15 protein-coding genes are annotated in these 18,561 nt (G+C 59.2%); 11 read left to right on the forward strand and 4 right to left on the reverse strand.

The features are described from left to right. Positions 1-39: 39 nt before the first annotated feature. The 4 genes from ADM64_RS03085 (at position 40) to ADM64_RS11120 (ending at position 3,875) form a co-directional block, all read left to right on the forward strand. A complete protein-coding gene (locus tag ADM64_RS03085) occupies positions 40-651 on the forward strand; it encodes an SdpI family protein (RefSeq protein ID WP_049193099.1) in 612 nt (203 codons plus the stop codon). A gap of 72 nt (positions 652-723) precedes the next feature. Next, positions 724-1,707 carry a bile acid:sodium symporter family protein gene (locus tag ADM64_RS03090; RefSeq protein WP_049193100.1) on the forward strand — a complete coding sequence of 328 codons (984 nt, stop codon included), beginning with the start codon at positions 724-726 and terminating at the stop codon, positions 1,705-1,707. Positions 1,708-1,815: 108 nt separating this feature from the next. Then, complete coding sequence (locus tag ADM64_RS03095) at positions 1,816-2,946, forward strand: DUF695 domain-containing protein (protein WP_049193101.1); 1,131 nt, start codon at positions 1,816-1,818, stop codon at positions 2,944-2,946. A 14-nt stretch (positions 2,947-2,960) separates the two neighbouring features. After that, complete coding sequence (locus tag ADM64_RS11120) at positions 2,961-3,875, forward strand: hypothetical protein (RefSeq protein WP_370449635.1); 915 nt, start codon at positions 2,961-2,963, stop codon at positions 3,873-3,875. Positions 3,876-3,926: 51 nt separating this feature from the next. Here ADM64_RS11120 and ADM64_RS03105 read toward each other — a convergent pair whose 3' ends face one another. The 4 genes from ADM64_RS03105 to ADM64_RS03120 all read right to left on the reverse strand — a co-directional run bounded on the left by ADM64_RS03105 (position 3,927) and on the right by ADM64_RS03120 (position 7,152). Continuing rightward, the gene (locus tag ADM64_RS03105) at positions 3,927-4,277 is read right to left on the reverse strand and encodes a branched-chain amino acid transporter permease (RefSeq protein ID WP_049193102.1); all 351 of its coding nucleotides are present in this window, start codon (positions 4,275-4,277) and stop codon (positions 3,927-3,929) included. Beyond that, positions 4,274-4,957: an AzlC family ABC transporter permease gene (locus ADM64_RS03110; RefSeq protein WP_049193116.1), complete on the reverse strand. Its 684-nt coding sequence runs from the start codon at positions 4,955-4,957 to the stop codon at positions 4,274-4,276. The genes ADM64_RS03105 and ADM64_RS03110 overlap by 4 nt, the downstream gene beginning before the upstream one ends. Positions 4,958-5,068: 111 nt before the next feature. Next, positions 5,069-5,710 carry a YqgE/AlgH family protein gene (locus ADM64_RS03115; RefSeq protein WP_016421725.1) on the reverse strand — a complete coding sequence of 214 codons (642 nt, stop codon included), beginning with the start codon at positions 5,708-5,710 and terminating at the stop codon, positions 5,069-5,071. Further along, positions 5,710-7,152: a CCA tRNA nucleotidyltransferase gene (locus tag ADM64_RS03120; protein ID WP_016421726.1), complete on the reverse strand. Its 1,443-nt coding sequence runs from the start codon at positions 7,150-7,152 to the stop codon at positions 5,710-5,712. Before ADM64_RS03120 ends, ADM64_RS03115 begins: the two co-directional genes overlap by 1 nt. A gap of 160 nt (positions 7,153-7,312) precedes the next feature. Here ADM64_RS03120 and ADM64_RS03125 point away from each other — a divergent pair, with 160 nt between their 5' ends. The 7 genes from ADM64_RS03125 to ADM64_RS03155 all read left to right on the forward strand — a co-directional run bounded on the left by ADM64_RS03125 (position 7,313) and on the right by ADM64_RS03155 (position 18,561). Further along, on the forward strand, positions 7,313-8,170 hold the full coding sequence (locus tag ADM64_RS03125; RefSeq protein WP_187403908.1) for an NUDIX domain-containing protein: 858 nt from the start codon (positions 7,313-7,315) through the stop codon (positions 8,168-8,170). Positions 8,171-8,176: 6 nt separating this feature from the next. Then, positions 8,177-10,714, forward strand: coding sequence for a hypothetical protein (locus ADM64_RS03130; protein ID WP_049193118.1), 2,538 nt, complete (start codon positions 8,177-8,179; stop codon positions 10,712-10,714). Between the two features lie 27 nt (positions 10,715-10,741). Continuing rightward, on the forward strand, positions 10,742-14,350 hold the full coding sequence (locus ADM64_RS03135; protein WP_049193103.1) for a murein biosynthesis integral membrane protein MurJ: 3,609 nt from the start codon (positions 10,742-10,744) through the stop codon (positions 14,348-14,350). Positions 14,351-14,585: 235 nt separating this feature from the next. Further along, positions 14,586-15,149 carry a sigma-70 family RNA polymerase sigma factor gene (locus ADM64_RS03140; protein WP_224783764.1) on the forward strand — a complete coding sequence of 188 codons (564 nt, stop codon included), beginning with the start codon at positions 14,586-14,588 and terminating at the stop codon, positions 15,147-15,149. Between the two features lie 164 nt (positions 15,150-15,313). Next, on the forward strand, positions 15,314-16,252 hold the full coding sequence (gene trxB, locus ADM64_RS03145) for a thioredoxin-disulfide reductase (protein ID WP_005511625.1): 939 nt from the start codon (positions 15,314-15,316) through the stop codon (positions 16,250-16,252). Positions 16,253-16,645: 393 nt separating this feature from the next. Then, the gene (gene trxA / locus ADM64_RS03150; RefSeq protein WP_049193104.1) at positions 16,646-16,966 is read left to right on the forward strand and encodes a thioredoxin; all 321 of its coding nucleotides are present in this window, start codon (positions 16,646-16,648) and stop codon (positions 16,964-16,966) included. A gap of 410 nt (positions 16,967-17,376) precedes the next feature. Further along, positions 17,377-18,561, forward strand: a complete 1,185-nt coding sequence (locus ADM64_RS03155) for an N-acetylmuramoyl-L-alanine amidase (RefSeq protein WP_048733139.1) — start codon at positions 17,377-17,379, stop codon at positions 18,559-18,561.

Consider the following 18,561-nt stretch of genomic DNA (forward strand, 5'->3'; position numbering starts at 1 on the left):
CGTTTGGCACGTGCTCAACCACCTATATAAATTGGAAGCATGATTGTCATCCCTGTAATTACCCTGGTTCTGGCTGTTTGCATAGCCGTTGTCGCTGGTTTGGCATGGTCGGCGAAGCTACCGGGTAATAACTGGATCGGAATTCGTGCGCCTGAGGCTCGAAAGTCCCAGGAAAACTGGGATATTACGCACCGCGTTGCCGGCCCGCCGTGGGCTGTGTCCGCTGTCGCTTTCCTCGGTGCCACCATGCTCGGCTTCCTCGCCATCCGCCCGGAGGCCTCTGGTTGGATGTGGCTGTGGTACGCCGTCGCTCTGCTCGCCGGTATCGCCATGCTCGGCATTGGTGCGGCTATCGGCTCGCACACCATCGCGCTTTACGACGCCAAGGTCTCCGCCGAGTCCGGCTCCGGTTGTGGGTGCGGCGACGGTGACAGCGGCTGTGGCTGTGGCTCCGCCGCCACTGATGCCACCGACACTGCGGCTGATGATGCCTGCTACTCCGACAACCCGGCAGCAGACTGCGGTGTCTCCGGTGGCTGCAGCTCCTGTGGTCTGGAAGGACTGTGCACGGACAAGGGCTCATCCGCGAATGCCACTTTCAAGCCTGTGGACAAGGATGCGCTGCGCAAGGCAGCTGAGCAGAAGAAGTAAGAAAATTATTGCAGAGAAAAGCTTCTGCAAAATAGTAAGACACCCTCTGGTTGCCCACTAAGCTATTTGTCCATGTGGCAACGAATTGTGAATTGGCGTCCAGATCCCCTCATCGTCGGTATCGTTGCTGCAGCGATACTGGCGATTATTTTTCCTGCAAGCGGCACTACCGCTGAGGTTTTCAGCTGGGCCACAAAGATCGCCATTGGCTTCTTGTTCTTCCTCTATGGCGCGCGCCTGAGCCCGCAGGATGCGTTGGCCGGTGTTAAGCATTGGCGGCTGCACATAACCATTCTGGCTTTCACATTCGTGCTGTTCCCAATCCTCGGCCTGCTGATGAAACCCCTGGATTGGATTCTTTCTCCTGGCCTCTACCTGGGCATTTTGTACATGACGCTGGCACCGTCGACGGTGCAGTCGAGTGTGAACTTCACCTCCATCGCCAAGGGCAATGTCGCCGGCGCAATCGTCAGTGCCTCGGCATCTAACCTGCTGGGCATTGTGGTCACACCGGTGCTGGTGATGCTGTTGATGGCCACCGGTGGCGGCGTTCATGTGGATTCGTCGGTGTTCTTGGATATTTCGCTGCAGTTGCTGCTGCCATTCGCAATCGGCCAGCTCACTCGCCGTTGGACCCTGAAGTTTGCCGCCGCGAAGACGACTAAGAACGTTGACCGCCTATCTATCGCAATGGTCGTTTACGCAGCCTTCTCCCAGGGCATGGTGCAGGGCATCTGGTCGAAGGTGCCGGCAGGGGACATTGTCATCCTGTGTGTGCTTTCGGTCGTGCTGGTGGAATTCGTTTTGCGGTTGTCCGGATTCATCGCAAACAAGTTGGGCTTCGACCGCAAGGACCGCATTGCGATTCAGTTCTGCGGTTCGAAGAAGTCCCTGGCCACCGGTCTGCCCATGGCTGCCGTTATCTTCGGTGCCGATGCCAGCCTCTACATTTTGCCGCTGATGATTTTCCACCAGATTCAGCTGATGATCTGTGCGGTCTACGCCGCTCGCTGGGGCAAGGAAGCAGAAGCTGAGCCGGAGCCACAACCCGCTTAACGCGGTCTAGCGCATGGACCCGAGGGGCGAATCCGGCTTGGCACATATACTGGGGCGCACAACATATGGTTCGGTTTTAAACGAGCAAACGAAAGTGTGAGATTCAGCATGGCTAACGAGAATCCGGCTCCGTTCTCCCCGGAACAGCGCGCCGCAGAAGAGACCGCAATCAACGAGTTCTGGTCGTGGTGGAACTCTTTTGGCGCCGATGCGCTCGACTCGATGTTTAGTGTCCAGCTCGGTATCGATGGTGCTCCGAACGCCGCCGATGTGGACATTATTGATGTCCAGAAGGAGGTCGGCGGCCGCATCGCCGCTATTAATGACCGGCTCATCTGGGGGTTTGAGGCTGGCGCTCCGTATTCTCGCCACCTTCTGACTGTTAGCGCTGCGGGTGACCCTGAGCTGCGTCCGGTCGCTCGCCGTTGGCTGGAGGCCGCGCCTGACGACGGCGCGGTGTGGTCTTTCACCGACCTCCGTCAGGCGGATCCGGCGATGAAGCTGTCGCTGGGGGATGTCGCGGCCACGTTGGTTGCACAGGGTGCTCTCGAGGCCGATGCTCCGGCCGAGGTCGATCCGGCAGACGCACGCGTGGCTGTTAGCAGTGGTCATGGGGCAGTGGACGTTCGCCTATTCCACCCGCTGTTCCCGGCAATTGCTCAGTTGGAGGACGGTGAGCGCTTGGTAGCTCAGCTCGGTTTCACGCTGCTGCAGCTGGCGCTGGGGGAGGAGGACTTCGGCCTATGGCTACGCGGCTTTGCCTTCGCTGGCGAGGAACCGGAAGGTGCTATCCCGCTACCGGAGCTGGGCGATGTCGTCGAGAAGCTCGCGGAAGAGTGCCCCGAGTGGCTCACCATTGATGCCGAAGCCAACGGCCAGCCACTCGTCGTCGCTACTCGCGCGCCGATTACGCAGCTGGTGAGCCCGACTATGACGCAGCATGTGCTGATTCAGCTCATGCTCGGCAATATTGACGACAAGGGCTTGCCGACGGACGAATCGAAGGAATCCCTCTCCGAGTTCAATACCGCTGCCGCTGAAGCCATCGCTGAGGACAAGGGTATTTTTGTTGCAACTGAGCAATCCGATGGCATGGCTCTGATGCACTTCTTTATTGACCCGGCATCTGATGCGGAGGCGGGTCTGCGAGCTGTTGCGGAGACGTGGACCGAGGGAGAGCACGTCGTCGATACCGCTTACGATCCAGCTTGGCAGCGCGTCGGTCACCTGCGCGTGTAGATTGGTTTTTTGTTATGAACGCTCGTCATCGTCTTACTCCACGGCCTTCCCGCGCGATTCGCATGGGTCTTACCGGTGTCATCGCTGTCACCAGCCTTCCGCTGGCAGCTGGAAACGTCGCTGCGGCTCCGCAGCCAAAACTGACTCCGCAGGGCACTATTGATGCTCCGGGGCGAACCCAGATCAGCTTTACCCACACCCCAAGTGGCACGCACTACGGTACGGCGAACGAAAATGAGGCTCGTCCGGGGCTTTCGATTGTCAAGCTCTACATTGCGGACTACGTCTTCAAACATGGCACAGAAGCGGACAAGGCGAAGGCCACAGAGATGATTCGCTACTCCGATGACAATATCGCCAGTGAGCTCTATGGCCGTTACCCGGATTCCATCAACGCCACTGCGCGTGAATACGGCCTCAGCAACACCCACGATGCAGGTCACTGGGGAAATTCAACTACGTCCAGCGCGGACACTGTGAAGTTCCTGGAGGCCAAGAAGCGTGAGAACACTTCTGACCCGGTGCTGGTTGCTATGAGCACCGCGTCACCTGTGGCAGCGGATGGCTACCGTCAGGATTACGGCACCGCCACGCTGCCGGGTGTTATTGGCACAAAGTGGGGTTGGTCCGATGACCGCCAGAGCGTTCACGCCTCGGCATCCATTGGACCTGACTTCAGCGTCGCTGCTAACACCTACGGCACGAAGGAAACTCACACCAGCGATGTCCAGAATGCCTTCGACGGCACGCTGGGCACTCCATCGCTGCCTGGCCTGCCCGACAGCCCGAGCCTGCCGGACATCCCAGGCGTCCCGAACCTGCCCGAGAGCCCAAATCTCGGCGAACTACTGAATCTGCCGGAATCCCCGCAGCTGCCCCAGATTCCGGGACTACCGGACTTCACTGGTCAGGTACCGGCACAGTTCTAGCCACTGCCGCTAGCCACTGGTCCGCTGGCACCGTCCCACACACAGCGCACCTCACGCGACAAGGTTCACGAGGACCATATACAGCGCCGTGCCTACAAAAATCGAAATCACGGTGTTGCGCCGCCACCAGTGCAGGCCAACGGTGACGGCCAGCGCTACGGGCACGGCCCAGGTAGCGCCGGGGTCACCGCTCTCGCCGCTGAGTCCTAACCGCCCGAAGACGGTGTAGGCAACCAACGCCACCATGACTCCAACCGGCATGGTCGTGCCGAGGAACTCGAACAGGGGAGACCCCTTCAGAGTGCGCACGAACGCAAACGGCAGCGCACGCAGCGCAACTGTCACCGCTCCCATCGCAAAGAGCGCGGCAAGCACATAGCCGGAATCGGGCAACGCAGTCATGCTCGCTCTCCCTCCGTCGTACGCGGCTTGCTTGCCGACGTCATGCGCATCACCCGATCCACCCGCGGTGACCACACGCGCAACAGCAGCAGGCCGAAGTACATCAGCAGTCCGATAACCAGCATCTGGTTCGGGTTAATCAGCCAGCCCACCAGCGTGCAGACGATAGCGGACAGGGGCAGTGACCAATCCTTGGAAGTCTCAAACGCGTCCATGGCCAGCACCGTAAAGAGCGCCACCAGTGCGAACTCGGCACCGCGGATACCCTCGGGCAGTGCTGCGCCGGTTAGAGCCCCGACAATACCGGAGCCCACCCACAATAACTGGCAGAGAATCTGAATCGTCAGCAGTCGGTGGCCCGACATCTTTTCGTCCGCATTTGCCGCAGAGACGATGGCATACGACTCGTCGGTAAGCGCGTATGTGGAGTATGCGCGACCGAGACGAGACTGTATCCGGTCGCGTGGGAACGTCAGCCCATAGAAGACGTGGCGGAAGTTGACCATAAAGGACGTCACAGCACAGCCGAGCAGACCCGTATGCGCCATAACCAGGCCAACAGCGAGGAATTCCATCGACCCCGCGTAGACCACGAAGGAGAAGATGGGTGCCCACCACCAGCTAAAGCCAGTTTGTGCAATAAGCAGGCCGAATGCGAGCCCCAGCGGAATGAGGCCCATGCCCACAGGCAGTGTCTGCCGGATGCCGGCAGCTATGTCGCTGCGGTCGCTGTTTCCTGTGGCGCTACTTCCTTCAGCCCTGTTTCCTTCGGTATTGATGTGCTCACTCATCTAGTTGTCACGTACATCTACGGGATAGGTGCCATACAGTGGCAGCGGCCAGGGCTGACGGCGCATGCAATCACCCCAGATGTCCGCGGCAGCAGGCGCGAGTACATCTGAGGGCAGGGCAGGGGCGACGTACCAGTCACCGCGCTCGAGCTCGTCTTCCAGCTGCCCCGGATCCCAGCCTGCGTAACCGGCGAAGATGCGTGCGCCATCTATGCGGTCGCGTACGCCCTCCGGCTCCGCACCGAGGTTGACCAGCGCAAACCTGTGAGCGATGCGTTCCATCAGCGGGGCACCGGTAATACTGTCGGTCTCCTCTGGGAGGGTGGCACCATTTCGCACCACACCAATGCAGATTGGCTGTGTCTGGTTGACCGGACCCCCGACGTAGAGCACCGGCGGCTTGGCCATCAGCGGCGCCCAAGGCTCGAGCACATTGTGCACCGGCGTCTGCGAACGCTGCGTGAGATCGACACCAAGGGTGCCGTGTTCATCGTGCTCAATAAGGAAAATCACCGAGCGGGAAAACTCCGGCGAGAGCATGCCGGGTGCTGCGAGCAGCAGCATCCCGGCAGCCGGGTCGTTGCGCTCAAGGCTGGTAAAAAGCCGGTCGCCGTAGAGATTTTCCGGATTAATCGATGCCATTAGCTCTCACTTTCGCTTTCAGCCTGCTCACCGGACTGCTCGTACCACCATTTCTTCAGCGCCAAGATAGCATCTTCACGCTCCAGCGGACCGGACTCCAATCGCAGCTCTTTCAGGTAATTCCAGGCCTGTCCGACTTCTTTGCCGGGCTTCAGGTCCAGAATTTCCATGATTTCGTTGCCATCCAGGTCGGGGCGGACGCGTGCGAGGTCCTCCTGCTCGGCGAGCTCCTTGATTCGCGCTTCCAGGCTGTCGCAGGCTCGTGCGAGGCGTGCTGCTTTACGACGGTTTCTCGTCGTACAGTCGGCCCGCACGATTTTGTTGAGTCGTTCCAACAGATCTCCGGCGTCGTTGACATAACGTCGCACCGCCGAGTCCGTCCACTTGCCTTCGCCGTAGCCGTGGAAGCGCATGTGCAGGTAGACCAACTGCGAGATTTCGTGGTTGGTCTTCTTCGGGAACTTCAGTTTCCGAAGGCGGCGCCGCACCAGCTTCGCACCAACCACTTCGTGCTGGTAAAAGGTGACGTTTCCCTGCTCGTTGTAGGCACGGGTAGCGGGTTTGCCGCAGTCGTGCAGCAGTGCCGCCCAGCGCAGTACGAGGTCCGGTTCACCGGGTTCTTCCTGGTCAATAGCTTGCCGCATGACCTGCAGAGAGTGTTGGTAGACATCCTTGTGCTGGCGGTGTTCATCCTGCGTCATGCGCATGTCGGAAATCTCCGGCAGCACGCGGTCGGCCAACCCCGATTCCACCATCAGGTCGATACCTCGGCTTGGGTCCGCACCCAGGATGAGCTTGTTCAGCTCGGTGGAGATGCGCTCGACCGTGATGCGGTCAATTTCGCTGGACATTTCCTTCAACGCCTTGAGCACACGCGGTGCCACATCGAACCCCAACTGGGATGCGAAGCGGCAGGCACGCAGCATCCGCAGGGGGTCGTCGCCAAAACTGACCTCCGGCGCACCCGGGGTATCCAACACACCCGCGACAAGATCCTCGAAACCTCCGAGCGGGTCAAGGAAGGTGCGGGTGCCGTCACCGTGGAGCTCCACGGCGATGGCGTTACAGCGGAAGTCACGGCGGATTAGATCGCCCTCCAACGTGTCACCGAAAGTGACCTCCGGATTCCGGCTGACCTGGTCATACGTATCCGCGCGGAAGGTGGTGATCTCCACCTGACGGCCATGCCGTTCCGCGGAGAGTGTGCCGAATTCAATGCCGGTATCCCAGACAATGTCCGCCCAGTCATCGAGGATTGCGCGTGTCACCTCCGGGCGCGCGTCGGTGGTGAAATCGAGATCCACGCCCAGTCGCCCTAAGAGAGCATCGCGCACAGAACCGCCCACGAGGTACAGGCGATGGCCAGCTGCACTAAACGCAGCTGCCAGCGAATCCAGGATCTCCGACTCCTTGGCGATTGCCTGATCCGCCACTGCCAGCATTGCCGTCCTGCGCACCTGTGGGTCCGCGTCAGCAGTCGCCGGAGTAGCACCGTGAGGTGTAGTCCCCCCGGGCTGGTCACCATTTGTCGTTGAAGGAGTCGATTGTGTCACGACCGACACAATACCCGCTTATACCTATAAACCCGGTAGTCTAAGTGGAATGAACAACGTGGTACGCAATGACAACTCGGCGGCGAAGAGCCGTCGACGTCGTCGGCGACCGCGCAGAAGGGGTGGCGTTTCCTCGTCCACCAACACTAGCAACGCTACTACCAGCGGAAATTCCGCAAAACGCAGTGGCTCCAGTGCCAATGGCCCCAAATCGGCCAAGCCAAACTCCGGTGGCGCCAAGAAATCTTCCAAATCACCGAAGTCGGCACGACCCTCGAAGCAGTCGAACAACCGCGGTGGCCGTAAGAACGGCCAGGATAGGAACAATCGCCGTCGTCACGCACAGACGAAGCGCACGAACAATCGCCGTGCGCACTCGTCGCGCGCGCAAAATGCAGCGCCGATGCAGACCTCGATTGAGACTTCGGCGGGCGGACTGGTCGTCTCGGGTCTGGCCGAGGCGGTCGGCGAGGGCGGCAAAGTCAACCTGTCACGGATTTATGTCGCGCTGATTGGTCGGCACGACCGCCGCGGGCGCCTGCTGTGGTCAATGCCCAAGGGCCATGTCGAGCCCGGCGAAGCTTTCGATTCCACCGCCGAACGTGAGGTGTGGGAAGAAACGGGCATTCGCGGCGAGGTCATCGAGGAGCTCGGTGTGATTGACTACTGGTTTGTCTCCGATGGCACGCGGATTCACAAGACCGTGCACCATCACCTTCTGCGCTACGTCGATGGCGATTTGAACGACGAAGATCCCGAGGTCACTCAGGTCATGTGGGTCCCGGTAGACACCCTGGTGGAGCGGTTGGCCTACGCTGACGAACGCAAACTGGCCCGGCGCGCGCACAATCTGCTGCCCGATCTCGCCCGCGCGGAAAAGCGAGCAGGCCGGCAGACGCCGAGGTGATTGCGCATGTTCAGGTTGCAGTTGCCAAGAAATGTTGTTCGTAAAGTCACGGCCGCCACCGCAGCGCTCATACTGTGCTTGCCGACGACCGTTGCGCCCCCAGCTTTTGCGCAAGATGAGCAGTTGTGGGGCAGTGGCACCAATCGTGTCGGTGAACAGGGCCCCCTTCGGCTTTCGATAACCAGCTTCACTCCGCATGTCGCGGCTCTACATTCGACGCTGACCATCAAGGTGCAGGTGCACAACACCTCCGATGCGGATATCAGCAATGTTGCGCTGCGCCCACAGCGGGCCGGCGCACTGGCTTCCTCTGCAGATGCGCGGACGATTCTCGCTGAGCCTGAATCGGTGTTTGATGTGGCTGGGACCTTCAGTGCCCCCATCGAGCTGAAAGCGGGGGAGAAGCGTGAGGTTACGCTAAGTGTTCCTATCTCCGCACCGGCTCCAGAAGGACTCGACATCACGGAAGCCGGCACGTTTCCGCTGCTCATCAATGCTAACGGGCAACCGGCAGATGACATCGACCGCCTGCTGGCGGAAACACGCGCACTGCTTCCGGTGACGGATCCGCAAGCGGAAGGTGATGAGCCGGAACCGCCTGCCGGTGATCAGAACGACAACGATGAGACCGACAATTCCGATGCGCCCACCCGCCGCGCCCCAGTGCCGTTTTCGCTGATTTGGCCCATCAGCCAGCCAGTGCCACTGGTCGGCGGTGAGACCGGTGACGCACCCTCGTCGCCGAATCTCATCCTCACCGACAATTCTTTGGCCGAGTCTCTCGAACGCGGTGGCCGCCTCGACGGTTTGCTCACCTCGTTGGAAAAGGGCTTTGCCGGCCCGGATGGGCAGAGGTTGCGGGAATCAACCTGCATCGCCATCGACCCGGAGACCCTCGACGCAATCTCCAGGATGACCCGCGACTACTGGATTGGCACCAGCCGCCCAAGTCCTGTGGAGTCCTCTCCGCGACTGCGGGATTCCTGGGGAAACGCGGATGACACCAATCTCACGCATATGCCCGCCAGTGACAATGCTGCCGCCTGGCTCAATCGGCTGCACGATCTCACACAGGACACCTGCACACTGTCACTGCCGTGGGGCGGCACCGATGCCAGCGCCGTGGCTCGCGTGGGGGATCACGAGCTTTCGATGGAGGCACTCGCCGCTGGTCGGCAGACTATCGCCAAGCATTTGGACGTTCAGGCACTGCCGGGCCTCTATTTGCCGGCCGAGGGATACGTGACGTCGGAAAGCGCCCCGCTGTACTCGGCGGCGACGGCCCTGAGCGGGACCGCCCCGGAGCGCGCATTCGAAGACCGCGTAGATACCGGCGAGGCGATGCCACCGTCGCCCACTCCACCCGAAGCCGCGCACGACACCACCGTGTTAGTCGCAGACAACACCGCCGTCACCGCCGATGGTCAGACACTGCGCCCCGGCCATAGTGGCGTGCTTGCCGACGGTAGCCGCGCCTTCGCCCTCCCTGGGGCACTGACAACCTCTCTGGCTGCAACAGGACGGTCTCCCCAGACTGTGGCGTATTCGAATCTGCTCGGACGCTACGATTTCCGAATCGACTCCGAAGCTGCACGGATGCAGACAGCGATTGGCACTCTGTTCCAATCATTGACTGATTCGGATGACCCTCGCGCGGCTGTGGTGGCAGCACCGCCGTCCGGTTGGGATCCACGCGCTAGCGACGCTGAAGATTTCATGGCTGCGGTCAGGAAAGCCGTGGACGATAACCTGGCTGAGCTGACTCCGCTGATGGACTCCATCACCGCTTCAGCTCACGACCTGGATGCGGGCTCGGTTACTCCAATTGACAAGCTTGCCGATCCCGCGCCAGTGAGTGAGACGCTCGTGGAGAAGGCTCAGACGGCCTCCCGCGAGATCACCGACCTGACCACAATCATGTCCAACGATCCCAATGTCGCGCTGACGCGGTATGAATTCACCCGTCCCCTGCGGCACGACTTGCTGCGCTCGTTTACAACTCTCGGCCGGCGAAATCAGCTGCAGTCAACTGACGTGCAGCGGCGGAGCGAAGAACTCAGCGACCAGGCACTGATTATGAATCGACGCCTGCGCAATTCGGTGACGTTGGTAGCTCCCGGCGGTGTCTACACCCGCGCAACGCAGCTGTCGCCGATTGCGGTGCTGGCTCGTAATGGCCTGCCGCTGCCGGTTCCCGCGTTCGTGCGCGTCGGCGCTGGAGATTCGGTGATGGAGGAGAAGTATGAGGCCGCCATCCCCGCCAAGGGGTCGGTGACTGTTCAGTTCACTCCGAAGTCGGGTGATGATGCAGAATCCACTCCGGCGACCAATGCTCCAGAGGGAGACCGGCCACGGGATAGTGGAGACAACTCCCACAACCTGTTGCTGTGGCTCGAATCACCTGGCGGCACGCCGATTTCTCGATCAGTGAGTATTTCCGTGCAATCGGGCGCTTCGGTTGGGGTTTTGGCTATCGTGACCCTCGTCATCGTCACTGTTGGTGGGTTTTTTGCCGCAAAACGGTCTCAGTACTTTCGGAAATAGACCCCCTTTTAAGCAACAATAGGACATGTGACTGACTCAGACGCGCATAAATCTGGACTTCGAGGCCGCATTCGTCGCCCCGCGCCACCGGCCCCAGTTCCGGCGGCGCGGCCAACGGCTGAATCTCAGCCGGCCGAAGCGGCCCCGGACCTAACTCGCGTATCCGGCCATAAGGCAAATGCCGATACCGCCGCTGACGCGATGACGGAATCGGCATCACCATCGCCAGCAAAGGCGGCAACTGCGACAGCAACCGCTTCCAGCGATTCCTCCGCAGGCTCGACGGCGGACGCAAATCAGGGACAGTCGAACTCGGACATCGTCGCCTCCACGGGCTCGATGGCAATCGCTACCCTGATTTCGCGCATTACGGGTTTTTTGCGAAACCTGCTCATCGGCGCGACGCTGGGTCCGGCTGTGGCTTCAGCCTTCAACGTCGCCAACACACTGCCGAACCTGATTACGGAAATCGTCCTCGGCGCAGTGCTGACTTCTCTGGTGGTGCCAGTGTTGGTGCGCGCGGAGAAGGAGGATCCAGATCACGGTGCCGCCTTCATTAGACGTCTCTTGACTGTCTCTATGACGCTGTTGGCAGTGGTGACGGTGCTGGCGGTGATAGGTGCGCCACTGTTGACCAGATTGAGCCTTAACGAGGCCGGTAAGGTCAACGTTCCGCTGGCAACGTCATTTGCGTTCTTACTATTGCCGCAGATTATCTTCTACGGCATATTTGCGCTGCTCATGGCGGTGCTAAACACCAAGGGAATCTTTAAACCCGGTGCGTGGGCACCTGTCGCTAACAACGTCGTGGCCATTGCCACGCTCTTGCTATATCTGTTCCTGCCCGGCCAGTTGAGTCCAGATTCGGACGGTTCACTCTCCGATCCGCACATCCTGCTTTTGGGTCTTGGTACCACCCTGGGTGTCGTCATTCAGGCAGCCATCATGATTCCCTACCTCAAGCGCGCGGGCATTGATTTGCGTCCGCTGTGGGGTATCGACGACCGCATCAAACAGTTCACCGGCATGGGTGTCGCGATTATCACCTACGTGGCAATTTCCCAGGCTGGTTACTTCATCACCACCAATATTGCCTCGACTGCCTCCAAGGCAGCGCCGACGATTTACCAGCAGGCTTGGCTGCTGTTGCAGGTGCCCTACGGCATCATCGGCGTTACCTTGCTGACCGCCATCATGCCGCGACTGTCCCGCAATGCAGCCGACGGCAACGATGGGGCAGTGGTCCGAGATCTGTCCATCGGTACCCGCCTGACCATGATTGCGCTGGTGCCGATCGTTGCCTTCTTCACCGCATTCGGCCGCCCCATCGCCGTCGGTCTTTTCGCGTATCTGGAGTTCCCCCGCGAAACCGCAGAGATTCTCGGCTGGACGCTGTCCTTCTCGGCGTTCTCGCTTATTCCATACGCCATTGTGCTTTTGCACTTGCGTGTTTTCTACGCCCGTGAAGAGGCCTGGACCCCGACTTTCATCATCCTCGGCATTACCACCGTCAAGGTGATTCTGTCGTTCTTCGCTCCTCGTCTGGCTTCTGACGATGAGACCGTCGTCGTGTTGCTCGGTGCCGCCAACGGTTTCGGTTTCGTCGCCGGCGCAATAATTGGCTTCTTGCTCTTGCGCCGCACTCTCGGACACTTGGACAGTAAGGCGACCGTCCACACCGTGCTGTGGGCACTGGGGGCGTCGCTTGTCGGTGTCGCCGTTGCTTGGGGCGCATTCGCATTGACCGACCTTGTGCTGTTCGATTTCTTCGGTTCCTTCGGTGTGCTACTGCAGACCATCGTCACCGGCGTGGTCTTCCTCATCGGTACCGGCCTGGTGCTCGCTCAGGCTCCATTGGAAGAGGTCCGCGTTCTGGGTGGCTTCCTCGGCCGCATTCCGGGTCTACGTCGCTTTGCTCCGCAGCCTCATGCAGCCGACAATGCCGTCGCCGACCGTGAGGATATGGAGCGCGAACGTGGCTTCGCCGCTGATGCTTTCTCGATTGCCCCGTCGAACCTGATTGGCGAGGCCACGGGTCTGGCAAACGAGGGCTTCACCGCTTCGCCGCTGTTGCCGCCGATGCCGACGCAGGGTTCTCGCCCGACCCGCTATGTACCCGGCGAGATGGTCTCAGGTGGTCGTTTCCGTCTGCGTTCTGAAGTCGCGACCTACCCAGGTCTGCGCCTGTGGCGCGCCATGGATATGGGAGATCCCGACAACTCAGATGTCGCACTTGTCTTCGTCGACACGATTGCACTGCCGTACTACGACACTTCGCCATCGGTTGCTGCCCAGAAGATTGCCACGACGACCAACGAGCTGCGTGACCTGGCCGGCACCGGGATGTCCCGCATTCATAGCGTGGCGAAGACACGCACCGAGGTGCTCATCGTCGCCGACTGGACCAGCAGTATCGGTATTGAGCGGTTCGATCAGGCCGCCCACCCGGATGCCCTGGCACTCGCAGTAGCATCACTTGCCGAGACAATCGCCGACGCCCACGAATCTGGACGTTGCCTTGGCCTGACAAACAAGCCTGGGCAATTGCGCATCAGCAGCGACGGCCACATCTACGACGCTTTCCCCGTCGTTTTGCCCGATAGCTCGCAACGTTCGGACTACAACGCGTTGCTTTCTGTCATCGACGAGCTGTTCTACAACGTGCCAAATATCCCCTCCGATATTTCTGCTGCCATCGACCGCGCGAAGCAGGTTCGCCCGGAGAACTTCAACCAAAAGGAGTCGCCAGCTCGCACACTCGCGGAGGATTTGCGCACTGCAGCGCTCGGCCCCGACTCTTCGGAGTTTCTCGCAATCGACCCCGACACCGGTGCGCGCGAATCCGTCGATGCCGACGGTGCAGCCCAATCAAACGCTCACCACACCAAGAATCGCACCCGCGCATTCAGCACCGGCGCAGTCGTTGTCGGTGTAGTCATTGTCGGTGCACTTGTCGCCGCGGGCATCTTTGGTCTGGTTAACCGTTCCTCAGACGCACCGATTAACTCCGAGTCCGTACGACGCGGCCCGGCTCCGATCACGACGCTTTCGCTTGCCGACGCTAACGAGTGGCAGGCCGACAGCGACAACCCGGCAGCCGGTCCAGACAATCCAGACATGGCTGAGCTGACCATCGATAGTGACGAGGAAAGCTTCTGGGTAACTTCGACTTACCTCAGCCAGTTCGGCAATCGTCCAGAGGACTTCAAACCTGGCGTTGGTATTCGGGTCACTCTCGATGAACCGGCAACCATTCGAGAGCTTAAGGTCGCGGCGACCCCGGGCGCACACATTGAAGTTCGCGGCCTACGAGATGCTGACTCGACGAACTTGGATGACACAACGGTTCTCGGAAGCGCTACTGCCACCTCAGGTACGACGACCATCGAAATCGATAGCCGCGACACTGAGTGGAAGAACCTTGTTGTCTGGATCTCCGGCTTGCCGACGGCTGCGGAAGCGGTAGCCGACAGCGACTCAGACACTGACGCTGATACAGATGCTGATACAGATGCTGAGTCGCAGAATTCCGATGCGGACAACCCACTTGTCGGCGACCGCAATCTGGCTGAGCAATCTCCGGATTCGTTGCTGCCAGTTGCTATTGGCGACATTCAGGTGCGTGGTACGGAATAACGCTCTGAGCTTGCCTTAGGTGGCAACAGTTCAAGTTGTCCCAAGTTATCCACAGCTACTGGGACGTTTTGAAATTCATCCACAGCCCGCGGTCTCCACGGCAGTTTTGCCAAGCGGAGAGCGCGGGTTTCGTGTTTGCATAGGAGCCATGAACTTTGGGGGAAGAAATCGAATTGGGGACAGTCACCGTAAGGCCCGCATGGGTCGGCGACTGGGGGATTGTGGCGTCGTCGGTATGCAAAAGCATGCATCTGCGGACGAGGTCGATCGTGAATTATTGAAGGCGCACCTGGCGGGGGATCGTCGCGCGTTCGCGGTGTTGGCACGGCGTTATTATCCGCAGTTGGTAGCGATGGCGCGGCGCTATCGTCGGGATGATTTCGATCCCTTGGATGGGGTACAGGAGGGGCTGGCGCGGGCAATTGCGGGGGCGGCGAATTTTCGCGGGCGTTCGACGGTGGCGACGTGGCTGACGTGCATCGTGAAGAATGCGTGTATTGACCACAACCGCGGTCGTTTCGGGGAGATCCCTCTCTGCGATAAGGAGGAGGATTTTGAGACGTTTATGAGTTCACAGCCGATTCCCTGCCCGGATGTTCCGCTACGTGTGACTATGGCCGCCGCATTGGAGCAGCTGCCAACGGATCAACGGGATGCCCTGCTGTACTTGGACATCTTTGGATATTCGCTGCAGGAGACCTCTCGCAGTATTGGGCAGCCGAGCGGGACGTTGAAGTCTCGGCGGGCGCGGGCGCGTCGTACGCTTCGGCGACAATTGGAAGAAGTGCAGGTGGCCTAACAACTGCGGAGCAGGGGAGAGGCTGGGGGAATAGAGATGGCTAACCTCACGTTGGTTGAGGTGGCTGGTTCCGGTAATTTCTTTCCCGGAGCTGAAAAATTTGCTTACTACTGAGCATCACTGTGCGCCATGTGATGTGAGAGATAAAAATTATAGGAGTCTTCATGAGCGATATCGTTCACGACCTGATCATCGTCGGTTCCGGTCCCGCCGGTTACACGGCTGCCACCTACGCAGCCCGTGCCGACCTGAAGCCTGTGGTGTTCGAGGGCATCGAGTTTGGCGGCCTGCTTATGACGACTACCGATGTGGAGAACTACCCAGGTTTCTCCGAGGGCATCATGGGCCCAGAGCTGATGGATCAGATGCGCGCACAGGCAGAGCGCTTCGGCGCTGACCTGCGCATGGAGATTGTCGATCGCATGGATCTCACCGGCGATATCAAGTCTGTCTGGGTTGGCGAAGAAGAGCACAAGGCTCACGCTGTCATCCTGGCAACCGGTGCCGCTCCGCGTTATGTCGGTGCTCCGGGTGAGCAGGCGCTGCTTGGTCATGGTGTCAGCGCCTGTGCCACCTGTGATGGTTTCTTCTTCCGCGACCACGATATCGCCGTCATCGGCGGCGGTGACTCCGCTATGGAAGAGGCAACCTTCCTTACCAAGTTCGCCCGCTCGGTGACGATTGTCCATCGCCGCGATGAGTTCCGTGCGTCGAAGATCATGGTCGAGCGCGCGCAGAACAATGACAAGATTCGCTTTGCGACGAACAAGGTTGTGTCCCAGGTTCTTGGTGAGGACAAGGGTTCAGTTACCGGTCTCGAGCTGGAAGACACCGTCACTGGTGAGAAGTCCGTCCTGGATGTGACTGCCATGTTCGTAGCAATTGGCCACGAGCCACGTTCGCAGATGGTTCGCAATCAGCTGGATTGCGATGAGAATGGCTACATTCAGGTAGCCGCTCCGAGCACCCAGACCTCTCTCAAGGGCGTCTTTGCGGCGGGCGATGTTGTTGACTCGCATTACCAGCAGGCAATTACCGCCGCTGGTTCTGGTTGCAAGGCTGCGCTGGATGCTGAGCACTACTTGGAAACTGTTGCTCGGTAGCTGACAGCAGGGCAGTCGCACTAGCTGGATAAACACCTAATAGTTGGGGTATCGCAATTGTTGGATAAGCCCTACGATTGCAGATATCCAACTATGGGGAATATCCGATAGTCGGTAAGACCAATTGTTGTTTGCTGTAGCTCAATCAGGGCGCAGCGGGACGTGTTATAGCCCGGTACGCCCCGTACTCATCGAGCACTTGCAGCGTTCTCAAGAACACCATTAATTAACAATTTAGTACTTCACTCGCACCACCGGAAGCCCTAATTTTTGACGCCTTGAGCGCCAAATCCGTACGCGAGGCTGAAGAAGCTAGGTTGAAAAATTAGAATCAAGACCACAAAACAAAACCACTAAGAACTCAAACGAGCTCATTCTAAGGAGAAGAATTTCATGACTCCGGTAACCGTCACCGCCAACACCTTTAAGTCCGATGTCCTCGAATCCGATAAGCCGGTGCTTGTTGATTTCTGGGCAGAGTGGTGTGGCCCGTGTAAAAAGATTGCTCCCGTTTTGGACGAGGTTGCGACCGAGCTCGATGGCAAGGCCGTCATCGCCAAGGTCAACGTCGATGAGGAGCGTGCACTGGCTGGCATGTTCCAGATCATGTCCATCCCAAGCCTGCTCCTATTCAAGGACGGCAAGAAGGTCGAAGAGATTCGCGGAGTCCGCCCGAAGGGCGAAATCACGTCCCTCATCGAAAAGCACCTTTAAAAGAACTTGGGGTTGCTCCTTATCCGATACGAGGTTACGACTGCCCACCCGTCACTTCGCTACTGCCACCTTCGTTGGACACACCCCATTATGATGTGACTGAAGTTGTGGTTGTGATTTAGAGTTATTCCTGGGGTTCTGCCGTCGGGCTAGCCGACGCGCCCTCGTAACAATCAATTCGCGCCTGCGACCTGGTAATCTTGCTGGAAATGGCGGTTTACGTCTTCCTTAATACCGTGAAGGAACCAGGTTGCCGCCAACTTGAGAGGTATTGCTGACCATATCCTCTGAGAGTACGCGGGATTTCCTAACTGAAGTTTCGTTTAGCTCACTGGCCAGTAATACTGATTAAGTGTTGTGAGGACCCACAACGGCCTAAACATAATTGTGGAGTTCGGAAGGGAGTTTTCGTGCCAGAGTTTCTGAAGGTGGGCGATAGGTCACCTCGTGTAGCCGAGGTACGTTCTACCCTGGCTCGTCTTGGGCTTCTGCCCAATTGGGAGGGCTCAGCCGCGGAGGAGAACTCGCCTCAGTGGTCTGGTGACGATGACCTCTTTGATGAGGATATGCGCAACGCTCTCCTGGCGTTCCAACAGTCCCGCGGTGTCTATGCCGACGGGATCATCCGCGACAGCACCCTGCGCCTACTGCGAGAAGCCTCGTACACTCTGGGCACCCGCGTACTGTCCTATGATCCACTGTCTCAAATGACCGGTGAGGACGTAGGCGTTCTCCAAGCTACCTTGCAGGAACTCGGCTTCCACGATGCCCGAGTAGACGGCCACTTTGGCCCGAAGACCGATGCCTCTGTACGTGAATACCAGCTCAATTACGGGCTGGAGCCCGACGGTATCTGTGGTCCCGTTACTCTCCGGGCGCTCAGCTACTTGGGCAGGAGGGTTACTGGTGGCTCTGTAAACGCCTTCCACGAGAAGGAAATACTGCGCACGATGGGGCCGAAGCTCTCTGGAAAGCGCATTGTCATTGATCCAGGTCTTGGGGCAGGGGAGCCCGGCATTGTGGTCGACGGCCCTTACGGTCAGATTTCTGAAGAAGAGATTCTTTGGGATTTGGCCTCTCGGATTGAAGGTCGCCTTGTCGCGGCAGGTGCAGAGACTATTCTGTCTCGTCCTCGTACCGACAATCCGTCCATCGAGGATCGCGCTGAGATGGCCAACGCATTTGGCGCTGACGTCTTCATCTCCCTGCAGGCTGACCACTATCACAACAACCGCGCCAGCGGTATTGCGACCTTTTACTTTGGCTCGATGAAGGGCTCCAACTCCATTCTTGGCGAACAGCTCTCTGGCCTTATTCAGCGGGAGATTGTTGCCCGTACGAGCCTGGTGGACTGCCGCTCGCACGCCCGTACCTGGGATCTCCTCCGTCTGACCAGGATGCCCACGGTGGAAGTCGCCGTTGGTTACCTGACCAACGAGGATGACGTCGCAATTCTTTCTTCCCCAGATCAGCGGGACGTAATTGCCGAATCTATCGTTGTCGCTGTAAAGCGTCTGTACCTGGGCGATGAAGAGCAGCAGCCAATGACCGGCGCTTACAGCTTTGCGCAGCTGATTGAAGAGGAAAAAGCCTAA

The organism is Corynebacterium sp. 401_CJEI (assembly GCF_001076435.1).
Classification (GTDB): Bacteria; Actinomycetota; Actinomycetes; order Mycobacteriales; family Mycobacteriaceae; genus Corynebacterium; species Corynebacterium jeikeium_D.

What these genes read in the sequence shown, in the direction of transcription:
- ADM64_RS03085 (WP_049193099.1), top strand. Translation starts at nt 40, where the DNA reads ATGATTGTCATCCCTGTAATTACCCTGGTTCTGGCTGTTTGCATAGCC.
- ADM64_RS03090 (WP_049193100.1), top strand. Translation starts at nt 724, where the DNA reads ATGTGGCAACGAATTGTGAATTGGCGTCCAGATCCCCTCATCGTCGGT.
- ADM64_RS03095 (WP_049193101.1), top strand. Translation starts at nt 1,816, where the DNA reads ATGGCTAACGAGAATCCGGCTCCGTTCTCCCCGGAACAGCGCGCCGCA.
- ADM64_RS11120 (WP_370449635.1), top strand. Translation starts at nt 2,961, where the DNA reads ATGAACGCTCGTCATCGTCTTACTCCACGGCCTTCCCGCGCGATTCGC.
- ADM64_RS03105 (WP_049193102.1), bottom strand. Translation starts at nt 4,277, where the DNA reads ATGACTGCGTTGCCCGATTCCGGCTATGTGCTTGCCGCGCTCTTTGCG.
- ADM64_RS03110 (WP_049193116.1), bottom strand. Translation starts at nt 4,957, where the DNA reads ATGGGCCTCATTCCGCTGGGGCTCGCATTCGGCCTGCTTATTGCACAA.
- ADM64_RS03115 (WP_016421725.1), bottom strand. Translation starts at nt 5,710, where the DNA reads ATGGCATCGATTAATCCGGAAAATCTCTACGGCGACCGGCTTTTTACC.
- ADM64_RS03120 (WP_016421726.1), bottom strand. Translation starts at nt 7,152, where the DNA reads ATGCTGGCAGTGGCGGATCAGGCAATCGCCAAGGAGTCGGAGATCCTG.
- ADM64_RS03125 (WP_187403908.1), top strand. Translation starts at nt 7,313, where the DNA reads ATGAACAACGTGGTACGCAATGACAACTCGGCGGCGAAGAGCCGTCGA.
- ADM64_RS03130 (WP_049193118.1), top strand. Translation starts at nt 8,177, where the DNA reads ATGTTCAGGTTGCAGTTGCCAAGAAATGTTGTTCGTAAAGTCACGGCC.
- ADM64_RS03140 (WP_224783764.1), top strand. Translation starts at nt 14,586, where the DNA reads ATGCAAAAGCATGCATCTGCGGACGAGGTCGATCGTGAATTATTGAAG.
- trxB (WP_005511625.1), top strand. Translation starts at nt 15,314, where the DNA reads ATGAGCGATATCGTTCACGACCTGATCATCGTCGGTTCCGGTCCCGCC.
- trxA (WP_049193104.1), top strand. Translation starts at nt 16,646, where the DNA reads ATGACTCCGGTAACCGTCACCGCCAACACCTTTAAGTCCGATGTCCTC.